The following is a 16,312-nucleotide window of genomic DNA, read 5'->3' as shown; positions in this document are numbered from 1 at the left end:
ACCGCGTCACGCGCCGTTCAGATCGGCAAAGCGGCGCCCCGACCGGATCATTTCATCCCAGATCGCGGCAGGGCGCCAGAACCGTTCGTCGCGCCCTTGGGCCAGCTTGCGCAGCACGTTTCGAACCGTCAGAAGCCCCGCGCGCTCTGCCGCATGCATCGGCCCGCCCGTTGTCCTTGGCGCGCCCATCCCAAGGATCGCGACAATATCGATGTCCGAAGGGCGCCGGGCCAGCCCCTCTTCGATAAGCCGCGCGCCCTCGTTGGCAAGTGCTGCGCCAAGACGCGTACGTATCTCTTGCGCGGAAATCGTCCGCCCCGGCCCGCCACGATGTTCCGCGAGAATCCGCAGGACGTCCGGGTCCTGAACGGGCTCGCCGTCCCTTGCCTCGTGGCGGTAGTAGCCCGCCCCGGTGGCGACCCCGCCCCGGCCCAGTTCCAGCAGCGCAAGCCCGATCCCCGCGTTTCCAAGCGGGCGGACCTCTTCGGCCTCAAGCCGCGCGCGCCACTCAAGATCCGAGATAAGCCCCTGCCGGTCGAGCGCCGCGTAGGGGCCAGCATGCCACCCCTGCGCGACCATCACGGCATCGACCTGGTACGGGCTGGCGCCCTCTTCCAGCAGCGTGTCGGCGGCGAACCGCAACGCGCCGAAAAGATGTTCCCCCAAACTGCCGCTGCCAAGTCCGGTCCGAACAGCGCTCCGCCCGCTTTGCACCAGCAGACCCAGAACGGCTGCAAGGATTTCCCGGTCGGTGATCCGGCTTGCGGCGATTTCGAACAGGCGCGACGTCTCGGGTCCGGCCGGGCGCAGGCCCACCACGGCCGCTGGCCGCCGCGAGACCGCGATCGCCTTGTCCAGATTCGGCCCGGTCGCCGAAGTCGCGAGGATCGCGCCCTCTGCCGCGACGCGTCCGAACTCGGCCATGCGCGCTTCGGCTTCGCGCCCGGCAAGATCGGACAGGTCGCATACGACATCGACCCCCTGCAAATCACGGAACTCGGTCGCGCCGTCGAAGCGCGCCCAGGCTTCCTGGCGCGCGGCGGCAGACATGCGCCCTTGTGCCTCGTCGTGCTCAAAGCGGGCGGCAACCAATCCGATCGTGCGGGTGAGGATCTCGGTCGCGGGATCGAACAGGGTGACGCGCCAGCCCCGATGCAGCAGATCGCGCGCCAGATCGGCCACGACCAGGGTCTCACCTGCAAGGGCAACCGTGCGGCGCGGCGCGATCTCGATCGCGCCCAGGTCGGGGTTGCGCAGCAAGCGGCGCTCGGCCTGGTGGAGATGGCGCAATGCAGCGGCTTCGGGGCTGGCGCGCAATTCTTCGTAGGCGACCCGTTCAAACTCATACCCCTCGGCCTCGGGCAGCAGGGCCGCGGCCTCGATGCACTCCATGATGCGGGCAGGCGCCTCGGTTTGCGTGTCGCGCAGTGCGGCGCGGGCCTCGGCGACGGCGGCAAGATAGGCGCCGGGACGGTCGACGCCATCGGCGGTGGCCGGACGCACCGGGGGCGGCGCGCCACCCGCCATCGCACGTGCAATATCCTTTGCGGCACTCACCGCATCATCCGAAACCGCATCGATCAGACCTGCGGCGCGGGCACCTTGCGCCGACATCATCTGCCCGCCAAGCATCAACTCCAGCGCCGCGCGTGCGCCGATCAGGCGCGGCGCACGCTGGGTCCCGCCCGCACCGGGCGCCATGCCAAGCGCGACCCACGGAAATCCGAAGCGCGCATCCGCCGATGCCACGCGCGTCCCCGCCGCGAGCGCCAATTCCAGCCCGCCGCCCGAAACACTGCCACGCATGGCGGCGGCGACAGGCTTCAGGCTGGCCGCGACGGCGTCGCACACGTCTGACAACGACGGACGGGTGGCAGGCAGGTCAAGTTCCTTGATGTCCTCGCCCGCGGACCAGTTCGGGCCTTCGGCGGCAAGAACGATCGCCTCGACCGACGGATCGGCCTCGGCGGCCTCGAGCGCGGCCAAAAGGGCCACGCGAACCGGTTGAGACAAGAGGTTGAGCGGCGGGTTGACAATGCGCAGCAAGGCGATGCCATCGCTGTTCACGGCCCTTACCAGCTCTGCCATGCCTGCACGCGCCTCGCCGATCCCGGTTGCGCCCGATTCAGTCAGATACGGAACGCACTGCTGCCCTGACCGGAGCTTATCGCCGCCGCCGCATTTCGCAACCTTGGCGTCGCGCGGTCAGCGGAGCTGCGCACAGTCGCGGCAGAATGGGGTAGCAGGCAGCAGATCAAGCCGCTCTTCGGTGATCTCGTTGCCGCACTGGACGCAGAAGCCGTATTCACCGTCCTCGATGCGGTGCATCGCCGCGTCGATCATGCGCAATTCGTTCTGGGCCGAGTTGCCCAGATCCTCAAGCACCTCATCGCTTTCCCGCTCGACGGCGAGCTCCTCCCAATCCTTCGAGTCATGGGCGTCAAGCTCTTGTCCGATCTCCTCGATCCGAGACAGCAGCGCCTTGCGGCGCGCTTCAAGTTCTGCCTTGCGGGTTGCGACGGATTTCATATGCGTCTCCTTGATCCTGTCTCTCAATTACACAGGCTCTGCCAAACTGGGCATTGACGCAAGTCAATCCGGAGGCGTGATGACTTCCCCATTTCAGCCGGGACGGGCCCGACGATCTCGATGGTTGGACACAAGAGGGTGACGGATGCAGTCGGACTGGATTTGGGGACTCGTCGGCGGCGCGATGATCGGCACCGCGGCCGCGGCATACCTGTGGCTGAACGGCAGGATCATGGGGGCTTCCGGGATCATCGGCGGTCTTGCCGATGGAAGCGAACAACGCGCCAGCCGAGCCTCGGCGCTTGAGAACCTTGCCTACCTTTCGAGCCTCGCGCTCGTGCCCGGCCTGCTTTGGCTGGTGCTGGGCAAGCCCGCCACTCATCTGACGACCCGGCCGCTGATCCTGATCGCTGCGGGGCTGATGGTGGGCGCGGGCACGCGGCGGGCCCAATGGTATCTGGCATGACCGACACGACGAAAGTCATCGGCTGGCGCGACGTCTTCGGCAACTGGAACCCGACGTTGGCCTTCGTCCTGGCCGCGGCGATCATCCCCATGGCCATCGCCTGGCGGATCGCACCGCGCCGCAGGTCCCCGATGTCCGGCGGCGCGCTGACCCCGCCCCCCCCTCCGCCCCCTTCCGCGAGGCCGACCAGGCCCTTGTCATCCGCTCGCTTTTCCTCGGCTTCGGCCGGGGCCTTGCGGGCCTTTGCCCAGGCCCTTCGGTAGCGATCCTGCCCTTTGGCGGATGGAACGGCCTGCTCTTCCTTATCGCAATGTTGGCAGGTATGGTCGCGGCACCAGTATTGCGGGTGCGGATCGACCGCCTTGCTGCCGGCTGAGGAGACGATAATGGAATTCCGCTACCTGACCCCAACCTACGCGGTGTCCCCGCAGATCCTGCCGGAGGATGTCCCCGCCTTGAAGGCTGCCGGGTTCGTGGCCGTCATCTGCAACCGGCCGGATGCTGAAATCCCCGATGCGATCTGCGCGGACAACATGCGCGCCGTGGTCGAGGCTGCGGGCATGACCTTCATCGAGAACCCGCTGATCCCGGGCGCGTTCACCCCGGACAACATCGCGACCCAGGGCCGGGTTCAGGCCGAAACCGAAGGGCCGGTCCTTGCCTATTGCGCCTCGGGCAACCGGTCCTCGATCGCCTGGGCGTTCAGCCAGGCCGGCAAGCTGCCCACCGACGAACTGATCGCGCGCCCCGCCAAGTGGGGATACGACCTTGAACCGTTTCGCGCACGTCTTTCGGATCTCGCCCAGCGTTGACACGCCCTTGGCCTAGCTGGCTTGGCGCGCAGTCCGTTCAAGGCGCGCGCGCGCATCGCGCGCGTTGTCTTGGGCATGGTCTGCCCTGTCCGCCCCGACTGTCGCGGCGGAACTTCGGGCGCTGCCAAGCCCCTGCATCGGAGGGGGGAGCGGCGTGACGAAGACCGCGGGCTCCGGCGCTGCGATCTCCGAGAGTTCGTCGATCCTGAGCGCGCGCATCCCGCGCATGCGCCCCAATCGGCCGCGCGCGAACGTCCCGCCCAGGCCGACTTCCAGTGTTGCCCGCCCGATGCTTTCGGAAGGCAGGGGCAGCAGCATTCCGGGCCTCAGGTCCAGCATCCCCTGCGCCGACAAGCGGATGCGTCCCAGCAAGGCTTCCGCCACGACCGGAGCCCCAAGAACAGCGCGTTCCAGGCTCTGGCTCCAGTCGCGCGCGCCTTCCGCAGCGTTTCCGGTGCCGGACGCCGGCGCCTGTGCCCTGCCGTTGGAAGGCAAGGCCAGAAGGATGCTACCTTCCCGGATCGCCTCGTTGCCCAGAAGAAGGCCGATCCGCAACACCTTGAGCGCACCATCCTCAAGCAAGAGCTGAAGCGGCCGCGGATCCTCAAGGCAGGAGGCATAATTGAACCCGCTGGCCCAAACGCGGTCATCGCTTTCCTCAAGCGCAGCCGTCACGCCCATCAGCACGGCGTCGACAAAGGGCGAGATCATGGCCGCATCGGTGCGGGTCGGACGCCGCTGATCAGGCGCGGTCGGTCCAATTCGCCCGGTCATCTGCATCTCGATCAACGCAGACAACAGCCCTGCCCCCACCGCGCAAAGCCCGATCGCTTCCTTCGGGCCGTCAAGCAGGGTCAGCAGGGCGTGATCCTCAAGAAGTTCGGGCAGTTCGGTCAGGGACCTGAGCGAGATCGACTGCGCATTCACCCTTAGGGACAAGGCGAACAGGTCATGTGCCGCGCGGGCGATAGCCTGGCCAAAGGCATGAAGCACGGCGTCTCCGCCGCCCCCCTTGGCCATGAGCTTGCGCTTCACTGCAGTTGCCGCGGCCTCAGCCATCCGATACGCCTCGCGCCCCTTTTGCGAGGTGTCGCAGGAAGCGGTTAGCGATTGGTTGACGCGACACGTCGCCCGGCCGTGTCAGGCGGCTTTTTCTGCCCCCTTGCGCACCGGCAGGGTCACCCGGAAGGCCGCACCGCCCTGTCCGGGCAGATAGGCGACAGATCCTCCGAGGTTGACCATGATCTCGCGACAGATCGCAAGGCCAAGGCCGGCACCGCCCGCGCGGCTCGTGTCCGTCAGGCGCGCGAATTTCTCGAAGATCAGCGTCTGGGACTTCTTCGGTATGCCTGCGCCGTTGTCGATGAAGTCGATCTCGATCCGGGATGACCGGCGCCGCACCTTGATCGTCAGTTCTGGCCGCTCGGCGTCGCAGTACTTTCGCGCGTTGGAAATCAGGTTGATGAAGACCTGCACCAGCCGATCGGTGTCGGTAAAGACAGGCATGTGCTCGGAAGCGATGTCGCGGTGGATCAGGAAGGACCGCTCCGGCCGCGTCGATCCCGCGGATTGCAGTGCGCGATCTATCAGATCGTGCAGGTTCGCGACACGGACGTTCAGCTGAACCTTGCGGTTCTCAAGTACCGACAGGTCGAGCAGGTCGTTCAGAAGCCCTGTCAGACGGATCGCCTCGTCCTGGATGATGCAGGCGTACTTCTTGCGCATGTCCGCCGGCAGGTCCTCATCCATCAGGATCTCGGAAAACGCCCGGATCGACGTCATGGGCGTCCGCAGCTCGTGGCTGATCTGGCTGAGGAAGGCGTCTTTCTGCACCGACAGTTCCGTCAGCTTGTCGTTCGCGTCGCGAAGCTGCCGCGCGGTGCGGGCCAGTTCCTCTGACTTGGCTTCAAGCTGCGCGGAATACTCCATGATCTGCTGCGCCTCGGAGGCGACAGCCATCAGGTCCTGCGCGGATACGGCAGCGCCGACGGCGAACTGCGCGATCATCGCATGGGCCGTCGCCGAACCGACCGAGCCCGCCAGCCGCCGCTCAAGCCGTTCGATGAACTCGGGCGTGGTGTCGGGCAGGAAGCCGGCACGCCCCTGCGCAGCCGCTTCGGCACGGAAGAACTCCTGCGCCTCTTCTGCGCCAAGGATGCCCTGCGACATCGCCAGAAGGTCCTCGGCCTCGGCCCCGCCGCGCGACCATCCGCCCTGGCCCGGGGCATGATCGAAGACGTTGACGAACGCCAACCCCTGAAGACGCTCCAGAGGCGTGGGAAAGCTGAGCAGCGAACCCGCGATGAAGGCCAGCGTGTTCAACGCCAGCGACCAGAAGACCGCGTGCAGAAGCGGGTCCAGCGCCTCGGACCCGAACAGCGCCTGGGGCCTGAGCCAGGATATTCCCCACGGCCCTTCAGCCAGGACGGCATGGGACAAAAGCCCCTCTTCGCCGAAAGAGGGCAGATAGAGCGTGTAGAGCCAGACCAGGAAGCCCGTCACCAGCCCAAGTGCCGCGCCACGGCCCGTGGCGCCCCGCCAGAAGATCGCGCCCATCATCGCGGGCAGGATCTGCGCAACGCCCACGAAGGCGATCAGGCCGATCGCCGCCAGCGCCGCGGACCCGCCCGACAGGCGGTAGTAGATATATCCCAGCGCCAGGATGCCCGCGATAGACACCCGTCGGGAGGTCAGGACGATCCCACGCACATCGCCCGGCGCGCGCGCCCCCCCTTCGCGGAAGGCCAGCCAGAGCGGCACCACGATATGGTTCGAGACCATCGTGGCCAGCGCGATTGCCGCCACGATCACCATCGACGTTGCCGAAGAGAACCCGCCCAGGAATGCCAGCATCGCCAGCTTTCCCTGATCGAAGGCCAAGGGCAGCGTCAGCACGAACAGGTCGGGGTTCGATCCCGGCGGCAGGACCGACAGGCCGACGACAGCGATGGGAACGACGAACAGGCTCATCAGCAGCAGGTACAGCGGGAACGCCCAGGAAGCGGTCTCAAGATGCCGCTCGTCCGAGTTTTCGACGACCATGACCTGGAACATGCGCGGAAGTGTCAGGACGGCGGCGGCGGATACCATCGTCAGCCCGATCCACCGCGCGGGCTTCAGCTCCCAGTCGGCGATGGGTGAGGCGTCGATGCGGGCAAAGACTTCGGCCCAGCTTCCGGCCACCCCCCAGACGACGAAGATCCCCACCGCCAGCAGTGCCACCAGTTTGACCACCGCTTCAAGCGCGATGGCGGTCACAACACCATGGTGACGCTCGTTCGCGTCAAGGTTCCGCGTTCCGAAAAGAATGGTGAAGATCGCAAGCCCCCCCGCCACCCAAAGCGCGGTCGCGCCCTGATCGGGCAGCCCCCAGCCCTCGGGCGTGCCCGAGGCGAACACGCCGAAGGACAGCGTGACCGACTGAAGCTGAAGCGCGATGTAGGGGGTCGCCGCGACAACCGCGATCAAGGTCACGATCACGCCAAGCAGGTTCGACTTGCCGTAGCGCGACGAGATCAGGTCGGCGATCGAGGTCACGCGCTGGCTGCGGCCGATGCGGACAAGCTTTCTGAGAAACCACCACCAGCCCACCATGATCAGCGAAGGACCAAGGTAGATCGTGACGAATTCCAGGCCGGATCGCGCCGCATAGCCGACCGCCCCGTAGAAGGTCCAAGCCGTGCAATAGATCGACAGCGACAGCGTGTATATCGTGGGGGACCGCAGCCAGTGCGCCCGTCCGCGTTCGGCGCGCCGCTCTGCCGCCCAGGCGACAACGAACAGCACCAGAACATAGAACAGGCAGACCGCGACGAGGATGTTGAAAGGCACCATCAGTCATCCCCGTCGGGGCGCTTGGCGTCCTCGTCATCCGACAGGACGCGCGACAGCCCGAATGTGGCGATGATCAGCAGGAACCAAACGGCGAAAACATAGACGCCGCCACGGCCCGTATCGGGCGCAGGCGTTTCGGCGGGCAACCACAGGATCGGGACGAGGAAAAGGACAAATCCCAGCAGTGGAAGAATGCGCGCGGCATCCGAAAGGCGCCTGCGTCGATAGCTTCGCCGTTCCAGAAAGAGCGGCCTCGGCTTACGGCTCATGCATCACCTCCCCCATTGCGGCGATCATCGCGACTGCGCGCCCCGCCTGTCAAAGAAAACCGTCAAACGCCCTCAAGCAGGATCGAGGGCTCGCGCCGGGCGGCGCAATCGGCGCGCGGACAGATGCGGCAGGCGGCCCCGACCATCAGTTCGGCATCGGTCCGGACCGTTGCCGCGGGCAGGACCAGCATCGCCGCCTCTGACACCGTCGGCCCGTCGAAGCCCTGCGGATGGCTCACCTCTCCGATCGCAAAGACCTCGAAGCGCTGCGGCACACGGCCCGCCACCTCCATCACCGCCCGGATCGGAACACCGGGCCGGGCCAGCGCCTCGTAGAGCGGCCAGAGCGGACAGGCCGCACCATGGCGCGGCAAGGCGAAGCCCGGCGCGGGCTTGCGGAAGGTGAACGCCCCAGCCGCGTCGCAGACGACCAGCCCGACCTGCCGCATGCCCTCGTCGGGCGGCAGGCTTGCAAGGCGCCGGAATACCTGCGTCAGGCGCGTGCCGAAGGCGCGGGCAAGGGCCGAGGGATTCTGCCCAAGCTCCGCCACCGACTTGCGGAATGCGCCAAGCGGCATCGCAAGCGCATCCTGCCGATAGCGAGTCAGGTGCTGCACGGCCAGGCGCCGCGCGGGCGTCGTGGCCAGGTCCACGGCCCCCTGAACCAGGTCCTCGGGCGCGGGGGCAGACGCGCCTTCAAGCGCCGCGACGTGGTAGTTCTGGTTCGCCAACCAGGCTTCGACCTCCTCCTGCGGCGAGGACGGGCCTGTCTCTGCCTCCTTGGCAAGGTCGAGATAGGCGACAAGCGCCGCCGCGGCCTCGGACAGCCTCAGGGAATCGTTGCCGAGGTTCCGATGGAATAGCGCCCGCCAGCGCGGTTCGATATCCTCTGTTTCCGCAAGGATCGCCGCGGTCGAGCGGACCGACGTCACCGCAGATAGAACCTCGTGCAATGAGGCCGACAGATGCGGATCATGGGCCATGCGCTCGGTCAGCGCCTCGACGGTCCGTTCCAGGTCCCCGACCCGGCGCTGCCGCGCGGCCAGCAGCGCCGCCCAACCCGGAAAGCGGCCCGCGAATTCCTCGATCTGTTCGACCTCCGGCGGCACCTCGCCCGCCCCGACCCCGGCCGCGGCCTCGCGCAGTGCGTCAAACAGCGCACTCTTGCCGCCTTCGGCAAGCGAGGTTTCATCGACGCCAAGCGCCGCAGCCAGTCGCGACAGAAGTTCCGGCCCGACCCTGCGGCGGTTGTGTTCTATCAGGTTGAGATAAGCCGCGGATATGCCAGCTGCCCGCGCCAGATCGGCCTGCTTCAGACCGGCCAGCGCGCGCCGTTCGCGCACCCGCGATCCCGTCAGCGCCCCGCGCGCCATATCCGTTCCTCCCAGCCTTGCGCAGCGGCTGCAAGATTAACAGAAATCCATTGCAAGGATAGGGGCTTGCCAGCTGCTTTACCGATCAGCAGTTCGGCGGCGCGACGTCCGAGGTCCGCGCGATCTCGGGCAAATCGCCTTCGCACTGGGTCAGCTCGACCTTGTCCCGGTCACAAGCCGCGACCATCGCCACAACCGTGAATGCCACGGCAGCCAGCACTGCGCGCCCGCTTTTCCGAAGCCCCGAATGCATCGCCATGCCATCCCCCTAGATCTGACCTGCCAGCGCCAGATAGACCCCGATCCGGCTCCAAGAGCAAGACCAAAGCCCCCGCACCGGGACGAATTGAGCAACATCAATGGCCACCATCCTGGCAATGGTGAACTTGTCGCGTGGCGCCAGGATCGCGATGCAACCGGCAACCCTTGCGATCGCGGCGAAGACAGTTCCGGGACCGGCGGCGACATCCGGCATCGGCATGAAAAAGGCGCGGGACGTTGCCGTCCCGCGCCGAGCCTTTCAGGTGCAAAGGTTTACTGAAGCGCCTTGTCCGTGATCTGGTGCGTCCAGGCCCCTTCGGGCGCTTTCGAGATCACAGGATCCGATCCGCCTGCAAGAAGCGTCGCAACCGTGCGTTCGTAGTCGGCAGGATCAAGCGCGCCATTGGAGCCGGCCGTCAACTTGGCGATCTCGCCCATCATCCGCTTCTGGTGGGTTTCGGTCTGGGCGCCGGTTTCGTCGTTGTCCAGAACGATCATCGCCGCCTCGTCCGGGTTTTCTTCGGCCCACTTCCATCCCTTCATCGACGCGCGGACGAAGCGAACCATCTTGTCTTCGAACGCCTGGTCCTGAAGGTTGCCCTCAAGCACGTAAAGCCCGTCCTCCATCGTCGCCACGCCCTCGTCCTGGTACTTGAAGGTGACGAGGTCATCCGGGCTTATCCCGGCATCGATGACCTGCCAGTATTCGTTGTAGGTCATGGTCGAGATGCAGGCCGCCTGCTTCTGAAGAAGCGGGTCGACGTTGAAACCCTGCTTCAGAACCTCGACTCCGTCCGCGCCACCCGTGGTCGGAATGCCAAGCGTCGCCATCCACGACAGGAACGGGTATTCGTTGCCGAAGAACCAGACGCCCAGCGTCTTGCCCTTGAAATCCTCAGGCCCCGTGACGCCCGTTTCCTTCAGGCAGGTCAGCATCATCCCCGAGGACTTGAAGGGTTGCGCGATGTTGACCAGCGGCAGGCCCTTTTCCCGCGCCGCAAGCGCCGAGGGCATCCAGTCGATCATCACGTCGGCGCCGCCGCCCGCAATCACCTGCGTGGGCGCGATGTCCGGTCCGCCCGGAAGGATCGTGACGTTCAGCCCCTCTTCCTCATAGAAGCCCTTGTCCTTGGCGACGTAATAGCCTGCGAACTGGGCTTGCGTGACCCATTTCAGCTGCAGCGTCACGTCGTCGGCCGCCTGCGCCGCGGTGGCCAGAAGCCCCGCCGCAAGAACCGAAACCGTCCATTTCATCATGTCATTGCTCCCCTGTTGTCAGCTCCGCGCCCGCTGCGACGGATGCCAGAAGGTGACGCCTTTCTCGATCAGCGCCACAAGCCCGTAGAATGCCGAACCGGCCAGGGCCGCCACGGCAATCTCCGCCCAAACCATGTCCAGCGCAAGCTGGCCAACGGCGGTCGAGATGCGAAATCCCATCCCCTTGATGGGAGAGCCGAAAAATTCGGCAACGATCGCCCCGATCAGGGCAAGGGTCGTCGCGATTTTCAGCCCGTTGAAGATGAACGGCATGGCCGCCGGCAGACGCAGTTTCATCAGGGTCTGCCAATAGCTGGCCGAATAGGTCGCCATGAGGTCGCGCTGCATCCGGTCGGTCGCGGCTAGCCCCGCCACCGTGTTCACCAGCACGGGGAAGAAGACCATCACGACGACCACCGCCGCCTTCGACTGCCAGTCGAAGCCGAACCACATGACAAGGATCGGCGCGATGCCGACGATGGGAAGGGCCGCGACGAAATTTCCGACCGGCAGCAGGCCCTTTTGCAGGAAGGGCGAGCGGTCGATGGCGATCGCCGTCGCGATCGCCGCGCCACAACCGATCACATAGCCCGACAGCCCGCCCTTCAAGATCGTCTGGACGAAATCCTGCCAAAGCGTCGGGACAGAGGTCGTGATCGTTCCCCATATGACGGACGGCGCGGGCAGGATGACGCCAGGCACGTCCAGCCCGCGCACAATGCCTTCCCAAAGAACCAGCAGCGTCACGCCGAACAGAGCGGGTATCGCCAGCTTGCCCGCGCGGGTCCGCGCGAAGGGCTGGTTCGCGGCCCAGGCATTGAGGCCCCAGGCACCCAGCCAGAACAGGATCGCACCCCAAAGCCACGTCATCGCACCATTCCCATCCGACGTAGCGCCACCTTCTCGATCGCGCCGATCACGATGACCAATCCGGCCGCCAGTATCGCCGCCGCGAACAACGCGGCCCATATCTGGATCGTCTGGCCATAGTAGCTGCCCGACAGAAGCCGCGCGCCCAATCCGGAAGTCGCCCCGGCCGGCAGCTCACCCACGATGGCGCCGACAAGCGACGCCGCCATCGACACCTTGAGCGAGGCGAAAAGGTAAGGCATCGACGCGGGAAGCCGCAACTTCCAGAACGCGGCCCAACGGCTCGCGTTATATGTCTTGAGAAGGTCAAGCTGCATGCGGTCCGGGCTTCTGAGCCCCTTTACCATGCCCACGACCACCGGAAAGAACGACAGATAGGCGGAAATCACCGCCTTCGGCAAAAGCCCGGTCACGCCGACCGATGCCAGAACCACGATCACCATGGGCGCGATGGCCAGGATCGGGATCGTCTGGCTTGCGATCGCCCAGGGCATGACCGACAGGTCCATCGCCCGGTTGTGAACGATCCCCACGGCCAGCAGGATACCCAGCCCCGTGCCGATCGCAAACCCGACCAGCGTGGCCGAGAGCGTGATCCAGCCATGATAGACAAGACTGCGCTTCGAAGTGAACTTCTGACCGAACAAACCCTCCCACAGGCCAACCGCCACCTGATGCGGCGCGGGCAGAACCGGGCGCTCCTGCGCCATCGTGTCGACCACGACCTCGGCGAAGGAAACCTCGGTTTCCGCCCGTGCCGCCTGGTCGTAGGTCCAGGTCGAGTTCATCCTGATCGCCGCGATGTACCAGACCGCGACGATGGCAAGAAGCACGGCAAGGATGGGCAGGACCGACCTCATGCAACCCGCCCCGTCTTCTTTTCCCAAGTATCCTCGGGGGGCGTCGCCGGCGCGGCCGGCGACCGGGGGGCAGACAGCCCCCCGCACCCGGCCCAGGGCGGGCGATGTCCGCGGTGTCGGCCGAATGGGTTCATGCGAAGCTCAGACCTCATCGCCGTGCCCCGCCCGCAGCCCTTCCCGCACGCGGTGCGCGATCTCGATGAATTCCCTAGAATCCCTGATCTCCAGAGGCCGTTCCTTTGGCAACGTGCTTTCGATCACGTCGGTGATCCGTCCCGGCCGTGGGCTCATTACGACGATCCTCGTGGACAGATAGACCGCCTCGGGGATGGAATGGGTGACGAAACCGATGGTCTTACCCGTCGCCGCCCAAAGCTTCAGCAGCTCTTCGTTCAGCCGGTCGCGCACGATTTCGTCCAGCGCGCCGAAGGGTTCGTCCATCAACAGGATGTCGGCATCGAAGGCCAGGGCACGCGCGATCGAGGCGCGCTGCTGCATCCCCCCTGAAAGCTGCCACGGGAACTTCTTCCCGAAGCCGTCGAGGTCCACCAAGGATAGCACTTTTCGAACACGTTCGTTCTGCTCGGCCTTGGAATATCCCATTATTTCCAACGGAAGTTTCACATTCCCTGCAATCGTGCGCCAGGGATAAAGCCCCGCCGCCTGGAAGACATAGCCATAGGCCCGCGCCTGACGCGCCGCATCGGGTGAGGTGCCGTTGACCGTCAGCGCCCCTTGCGTCGGATGTTCCAGCGCGGCGATACACCGAAGAAACGTCGTCTTGCCACAACCCGACGGCCCGATGAAGCTGACGAACTCGCCCTTGCCGATCGTGAGGTTCACATCCGTCAGAGCGTGGACGGGGCCGTCGTTGGTCTGGAACGTCAGACCCAGACCCTTCGCCTCGATCACCGGCCTTGCGGTGGCGACAGTATCCTTCACCGTCAGACCCCGCTGGCCGGGATGCCGCTGCGCGCGACCGGGCGCGGCGCGGTCAGTTCCTTCCAACTCGACAGCGCCCTGTTGACCGGGTTGCCGGCCTCGCGCCGCACGAACTCGCCGTGACCCTCGCGCGTCTCGACCTTGCCGTCGTTCACCGCAACGACCCCGCGCGTCAGCGTATAACGCGGCAGACCCTTCACCTTCTGCCCTTCGAACACGTTGTAGTCGATCGCTGACTGCTGGGTCCCGGCGCTGATCACCTTCTCCTTCTCGGGGTCCCAAACGACAAGGTCGGCATCCGCGCCCACCAGCACCGCGCCCTTGCGCGGATAGCAGTTCAGGATCTTGGCGATGTTGGTCGAGGTGACCGCGACGAATTCGTTCGGTGTCAGCCGGCCGGTCGCGACCCCGTGGGTCCAGAGCATCGGCATCCGGTCCTCAAGCCCCCCCGTTCCGTTCGGGATCTTGGTGAAGTCGCCGACCCCAAACCGCTTCTGTTCGGTCGTGAAGGCGCAGTGGTCGGTCGCGACCACGGAAAGCGACCCGGATTGCAGGCCCGCCCACAGGCTTTCCTGGTGCTTGCGATTGCGGAAAGGCGGCGACATCACGCGGCGGGCGGCGTGATCCCAGTCCTGGTTGAAATACTCGCTTTCATCCAGCGTCAGGTGCTGGATCAAGGGCTCGCCCCAGACGCGCTTGCCCTGCATCCGCGCGCGTCGGATCGCCTCGTGCGCCTCCTCGCAGGAGGTGTGGACGACGTAAAGCGGCACACCCGCCATGTCCGCGATCATGATCGCGCGGTTCGTGGCCTCGCCCTCGACCTGCGGGGGGCGGGAATAGGCGTGCGCCTCGGGGCCGGTGTTTCCCTCTTCCAGAAGCTTGCGCTGCAACTCTGCCACCACGTCGCCGTTTTCGGCATGCACCAGCGCGATGCCGCCCAGTTCCGCCAGTCGGCGGAACGAGGCGTACATCTCATCGTCATTGACCATAAGCGCGCCCTTGTAGGCCATGAAATGCTTGAAGGTGGTGATGCCTTCCTTTTCGACCACCGTCTTCATCTCGTCAAAGACCTGCTCGCCCCACCAGGTAACGGCCATGTGGTAGCTGTAATCGCAATTCGCCCGGCCAGACTTGTTGTGCCACATCTGCTTGGCATCCAGCAGCCCCTGCCCCGGCGAGGGCAGCACGAAGTCCACCACCATCGTCGTCCCGCCCGCCAGCGCCGCCCGGGTGCCGCTTTCGAAATCATCGCTTGAGTAGGTGCCCATGAAGGGCATCTCCAGATGCGTATGCGGGTCGATGCCGCCGGGCATGACATAGCAGCCGGTGGCGTCGAGCACCTTGTCACCTTTCAGGTTCTCGCCGATCTGGGTGATCTTGCCGCCCTCGACCAGCACATCCGCCTTGTAGGTCAGATCGGCGGTGACGATGGTGCCGTTCTTGATGACTGTGGTCGCCATTACTTTCACTCTCCTGTCAGAATGGCGGCGATCCGCCCCTTCTTCTTTTCTCAAATATCCCGGGGGTCCGGGGGCAGCGCCCCCGGCTTTGCGCTCACCCCACGACCTCCGCCGTCTCCAGGACCGCGTGCAGGAGAACATCCGTGCCCGCAGCCGCCCATTCCGGGGTGATCTCCTCGGCCTCGTTGTGGGACAGACCGTCCACGCAGGGGCACATGATCATCGCGGTGGGTGCTACGTCGTTGATCCAGCAGGCGTCATGGCCGGCGCCCGAGACGATATCCATATGGCTGTAGCCCAGCCGCTCGGCCGCGTTGCGCACGGCCGCCACGCAGCCCTCGTCGAAGGCGGGCGGGTCGAACTGGCCGACGATCCTGGCCTCGAACCCCACGCCGATATCGGCGCAGAGCTTGGGGGCGCGCGCCATCAGCTCATCGACCATCGCGTTCAGCTTGGGCAGAATGTGGGTCCGCATGTCGACGGTAAAGACGACGCGGCCCGGGATGATGTTGCGGCTGTTGGGATAGACATCGATATGGCCGATCGCGCCCACCGCGTTCGGCTGGTTCTTCATCGCGATCTCGTGGACAAGCTCGGTGACCAGCGCCAAACCCCGGCCTGCGTTCTTGCGCATGTGCATCGGGGTCGATCCGGTGTGGCTCTCCTTGCCCGTCACCGTACACTCGATCCAGCGCAGGCCTTGCCCGTGGGTGACGACGCCGATGTCCTTGCCCTCGGCCTCAAGGATCGGACCCTGCTCGATATGCAATTCGAACAGCGCGTGGATCTTGCGGTCGCCGACCGGCTCATCGCCGACCCAGCCGATGCGTTTCAACTCGTCGCCGAATTTCTTGCCGTCGTGATCCTCGCGGTCGTAGGCAAAGTCCTGCGTGTGTTTGCCCGCGAACACGCCCGAGGCGAGCATGGCGGGGGCAAAGCGCGTTCCCTCCTCGTTCGTCCAGTTGACGACGACGATCGGATGTTTCGTCCTGATGCCAAGGTCGTTCATCGTGCGCACGCATTCCAGCGCGCCCAGAACCCCAAGGACACCGTCGTACTTGCCGCCCGTGGGCTGGGTATCAAGGTGAGAGCCCATGTAAACCGGCGCCGCGTCCGGGTCCTCGCCCGCGCGGGTCGCGAACATGTTGCCCATCGTGTCGACGCCCATGGTCATGCCCGCCGCATCGCACCACTTCTTGAACAGGTGCCGGCCCTCGCTGTCGGCGTCGGTCAGGGTCTGGCGGTTGTTGCCACCCGCGACGCCGGGACCGATCTTGGCCATCTCCATCAGGCTGTCCCACAGTCGCGCGGGATCTATGCGGAGGTTCTCTCCGGGTGCTGCCATGGCTATCTCCCTTGGTCGCCCGACCGGGATCTTG

At 65.7% G+C, this 16,312-nt stretch carries 18 protein-coding genes; 4 read left to right on the top strand and 14 right to left on the bottom strand.

All coding sequences use genetic code 11. The annotated features are described in order from the left end of the window. Nucleotides 1-6: 6 nt before the first annotated feature. Both OEW28_RS16325 and OEW28_RS16320 read right to left on the bottom strand, forming a co-directional pair. A complete protein-coding gene (locus OEW28_RS16325; RefSeq protein WP_263735869.1) occupies nt 7-2,088 on the bottom strand; it encodes an enoyl-CoA hydratase-related protein in 2,082 nt (693 codons plus the stop codon). A 117-nt stretch (nt 2,089-2,205) separates the two neighbouring features. Beyond that, a complete protein-coding gene (locus tag OEW28_RS16320; RefSeq protein ID WP_263735868.1) occupies nt 2,206-2,529 on the bottom strand; it encodes a TraR/DksA family transcriptional regulator in 324 nt (107 codons plus the stop codon). A 145-nt stretch (nt 2,530-2,674) separates the two neighbouring features. Between OEW28_RS16320 and OEW28_RS18880 the strand changes: the two genes are divergently transcribed. The 4 genes from OEW28_RS18880 to OEW28_RS16310 are packed head-to-tail and all read left to right on the top strand — an operon-like array spanning nt 2,675 to nt 3,807. Next, nucleotides 2,675-2,995, top strand: coding sequence for a YeeE/YedE family protein (locus tag OEW28_RS18880; protein ID WP_318527566.1), 321 nt, complete (start codon nt 2,675-2,677; stop codon nt 2,993-2,995). After that, nucleotides 2,992-3,258 carry a DUF6691 family protein gene (locus OEW28_RS18875; protein WP_318527565.1) on the top strand — a complete coding sequence of 89 codons (267 nt, stop codon included), beginning with the start codon at nt 2,992-2,994 and terminating at the stop codon, nt 3,256-3,258. Before OEW28_RS18880 ends, OEW28_RS18875 begins: the two co-directional genes overlap by 4 nt. Continuing rightward, a complete protein-coding gene (locus OEW28_RS18870; RefSeq protein ID WP_318527577.1) occupies nt 3,195-3,371 on the top strand; it encodes a DUF6691 family protein in 177 nt (58 codons plus the stop codon). Before OEW28_RS18875 ends, OEW28_RS18870 begins: the two co-directional genes overlap by 64 nt. Before the next feature lie 10 nt (nt 3,372-3,381). Beyond that, nucleotides 3,382-3,807: a protein tyrosine phosphatase family protein gene (locus OEW28_RS16310; RefSeq protein WP_263735867.1), complete on the top strand. Its 426-nt coding sequence runs from the start codon at nt 3,382-3,384 to the stop codon at nt 3,805-3,807. A 12-nt stretch (nt 3,808-3,819) separates the two neighbouring features. On the opposite strand, the gene OEW28_RS16305 is transcribed toward OEW28_RS16310, so the two are convergent. From OEW28_RS16305 to OEW28_RS16250, 12 genes are all read right to left on the bottom strand, one after another. Continuing rightward, nucleotides 3,820-4,866 (bottom strand): FliM/FliN family flagellar motor switch protein, encoded by a 1,047-nt coding sequence (locus tag OEW28_RS16305; protein ID WP_263735866.1) that lies wholly within the window; start codon nt 4,864-4,866, stop codon nt 3,820-3,822. A gap of 81 nt (nt 4,867-4,947) precedes the next feature. Then, the gene (locus OEW28_RS16300; RefSeq protein ID WP_263736033.1) at nt 4,948-7,638 is read right to left on the bottom strand and encodes a sensor histidine kinase; all 2,691 of its coding nucleotides are present in this window, start codon (nt 7,636-7,638) and stop codon (nt 4,948-4,950) included. Nucleotides 7,639-7,640: 2 nt separating this feature from the next. Beyond that, nucleotides 7,641-7,910, bottom strand: a complete 270-nt coding sequence (locus OEW28_RS16295; protein WP_263735865.1) for a hypothetical protein — start codon at nt 7,908-7,910, stop codon at nt 7,641-7,643. A gap of 62 nt (nt 7,911-7,972) precedes the next feature. Continuing rightward, entirely contained in the window at nt 7,973-9,283 is a 1,311-nt protein-coding gene (locus OEW28_RS16290; protein WP_263735864.1) for a helix-turn-helix transcriptional regulator, read from the bottom strand. Nucleotides 9,284-9,368: 85 nt separating this feature from the next. Further along, nucleotides 9,369-9,542: a hypothetical protein gene (locus tag OEW28_RS16285; RefSeq protein ID WP_263735863.1), complete on the bottom strand. Its 174-nt coding sequence runs from the start codon at nt 9,540-9,542 to the stop codon at nt 9,369-9,371. Between the two features lie 9 nt (nt 9,543-9,551). Beyond that, entirely contained in the window at nt 9,552-9,764 is a 213-nt protein-coding gene (locus tag OEW28_RS16280) for a hypothetical protein (protein ID WP_263735862.1), read from the bottom strand. A gap of 53 nt (nt 9,765-9,817) precedes the next feature. Then, entirely contained in the window at nt 9,818-10,798 is a 981-nt protein-coding gene (locus OEW28_RS16275) for an ABC transporter substrate-binding protein (protein ID WP_263736032.1), read from the bottom strand. A gap of 21 nt (nt 10,799-10,819) precedes the next feature. Then, complete coding sequence (locus OEW28_RS16270; RefSeq protein ID WP_263735861.1) at nt 10,820-11,671, bottom strand: ABC transporter permease; 852 nt, start codon at nt 11,669-11,671, stop codon at nt 10,820-10,822. After that, entirely contained in the window at nt 11,668-12,531 is an 864-nt protein-coding gene (locus OEW28_RS16265) for an ABC transporter permease (protein ID WP_263735860.1), read from the bottom strand. Before OEW28_RS16265 ends, OEW28_RS16270 begins: the two co-directional genes overlap by 4 nt. 141 nt (nt 12,532-12,672) lie before the next feature. After that, nucleotides 12,673-13,473, bottom strand: a complete 801-nt coding sequence (locus tag OEW28_RS16260) for an ABC transporter ATP-binding protein (protein ID WP_263735859.1) — start codon at nt 13,471-13,473, stop codon at nt 12,673-12,675. 2 nt (nt 13,474-13,475) lie between these two features. Continuing rightward, nucleotides 13,476-14,933: a dihydropyrimidinase gene (hydA, locus tag OEW28_RS16255; protein ID WP_263735858.1), complete on the bottom strand. Its 1,458-nt coding sequence runs from the start codon at nt 14,931-14,933 to the stop codon at nt 13,476-13,478. Nucleotides 14,934-15,027: 94 nt separating this feature from the next. Continuing rightward, nucleotides 15,028-16,278 carry a Zn-dependent hydrolase gene (locus OEW28_RS16250; RefSeq protein ID WP_263735857.1) on the bottom strand — a complete coding sequence of 417 codons (1,251 nt, stop codon included), beginning with the start codon at nt 16,276-16,278 and terminating at the stop codon, nt 15,028-15,030. Nucleotides 16,279-16,312: the final 34 nt, after the last annotated feature.

This window comes from Albidovulum marisflavi (assembly GCF_025751435.1).
GTDB lineage: Bacteria > Pseudomonadota > Alphaproteobacteria > Rhodobacterales > Rhodobacteraceae > Albidovulum > Albidovulum marisflavi.
Note: the sequence above shows the minus strand (reverse complement) of the source record. Positions and strands in the feature narration are given on the sequence as shown.

Coding starts and splice junctions, on each gene's coding strand:
- OEW28_RS16325 (WP_263735869.1), bottom strand. CDS start 2,088: ATGGCAGAGCTGGTAAGGGCCGTGAACAGCGATGGCATCGCCTTGCTG.
- OEW28_RS16320 (WP_263735868.1), bottom strand. CDS start 2,529: ATGAAATCCGTCGCAACCCGCAAGGCAGAACTTGAAGCGCGCCGCAAG.
- OEW28_RS18880 (WP_318527566.1), top strand. CDS start 2,675: ATGCAGTCGGACTGGATTTGGGGACTCGTCGGCGGCGCGATGATCGGC.
- OEW28_RS18875 (WP_318527565.1), top strand. CDS start 2,992: ATGACCGACACGACGAAAGTCATCGGCTGGCGCGACGTCTTCGGCAAC.
- OEW28_RS16310 (WP_263735867.1), top strand. CDS start 3,382: ATGGAATTCCGCTACCTGACCCCAACCTACGCGGTGTCCCCGCAGATC.
- OEW28_RS16305 (WP_263735866.1), bottom strand. CDS start 4,866: ATGGCTGAGGCCGCGGCAACTGCAGTGAAGCGCAAGCTCATGGCCAAG.
- OEW28_RS16295 (WP_263735865.1), bottom strand. CDS start 7,910: ATGAGCCGTAAGCCGAGGCCGCTCTTTCTGGAACGGCGAAGCTATCGA.
- OEW28_RS16290 (WP_263735864.1), bottom strand. CDS start 9,283: ATGGCGCGCGGGGCGCTGACGGGATCGCGGGTGCGCGAACGGCGCGCG.
- OEW28_RS16285 (WP_263735863.1), bottom strand. CDS start 9,542: ATGGCGATGCATTCGGGGCTTCGGAAAAGCGGGCGCGCAGTGCTGGCT.
- OEW28_RS16280 (WP_263735862.1), bottom strand. CDS start 9,764: ATGCCGATGCCGGATGTCGCCGCCGGTCCCGGAACTGTCTTCGCCGCG.
- OEW28_RS16275 (WP_263736032.1), bottom strand. CDS start 10,798: ATGAAATGGACGGTTTCGGTTCTTGCGGCGGGGCTTCTGGCCACCGCG.
- OEW28_RS16270 (WP_263735861.1), bottom strand. CDS start 11,671: ATGACGTGGCTTTGGGGTGCGATCCTGTTCTGGCTGGGTGCCTGGGGC.
- OEW28_RS16265 (WP_263735860.1), bottom strand. CDS start 12,531: ATGAGGTCGGTCCTGCCCATCCTTGCCGTGCTTCTTGCCATCGTCGCG.
- hydA (WP_263735858.1), bottom strand. CDS start 14,933: ATGGCGACCACAGTCATCAAGAACGGCACCATCGTCACCGCCGATCTG.
- OEW28_RS16250 (WP_263735857.1), bottom strand. CDS start 16,278: ATGGCAGCACCCGGAGAGAACCTCCGCATAGATCCCGCGCGACTGTGG.